Genomic DNA, 684 nt, shown 5'->3' with positions numbered 1-684 from the left:
CCTCCACCCGTGCCGCCATCTCCTCGATGGTGCGCACCGTCGCATCGGTGCGGGTCTTGCCGGCGGCGGCGCGCTTGACCGCCTCCTCGGTCAGCATCACCGAGGCGTTGATGCCGCGCTGGATCTCGCCGAGGATGCCCCGCACCTGGGTGGTCGCCGCCTTGGCCTGGTCGGCCAGCAGCTTCATCTCGGCGGCGACGATGGCGAAGCTGCGCCCGCTCTCGCCGGCGGCGGCGGCCTCGATGGCGGCGTTGAGGGCGAGCAGGTGGGTGCGCTCGGAGATGTCGTTGACGGTGACGATGATTTCGCCGATCGCCTGCGTCCGCTCGCTCAGCGCGACGATGTTGCCGGCCACCGCCTCGCCCTGCTCGCGGATCGCCTCCATCGCCTTGGCGGTGTCCGTGGCCGCGCGCAGGCCCGAGCGGGCGGTCTGAGCCGCCGCCTGCGCGGTGGCGATGACCTCCGAGGCGCGCTTGGAGATCTGGGCGCCGGAATGGGTGATCTCGTCGACCGTCGCGGCGGTTTCCTGCACGGCGGCGAACTGCTCCTCGACGCTGGCGGCCTGCTCCTGGGCGGAGGCGCGGATCTCGGCGGCGGCGGCGTTCAGGTCCGCGGTCGCCGCGCGGTTGGTGCGGGCAAGGTCGGCCAGTCCCGCCGCCATGCCGTTGAGGGTCATGGCGAGGG

At 73.1% G+C, this 684-nt stretch carries 1 protein-coding gene; it reads right to left on the bottom strand.

The window, feature by feature from the left end; translation table 11 throughout:
• Positions 1-684, bottom strand: a 684-nt coding sequence (locus MZTS_RS24120; protein ID WP_246482263.1) for a methyl-accepting chemotaxis protein, incomplete at both ends; no start/stop codon positions are given.

The organism is Methylorubrum zatmanii (genome assembly GCF_014845115.1).
Taxonomy (GTDB): Bacteria; Pseudomonadota; Alphaproteobacteria; order Rhizobiales; family Beijerinckiaceae; genus Methylobacterium; species Methylobacterium zatmanii.
This window is presented reverse-complemented; position numbering and strand designations above follow the sequence as displayed.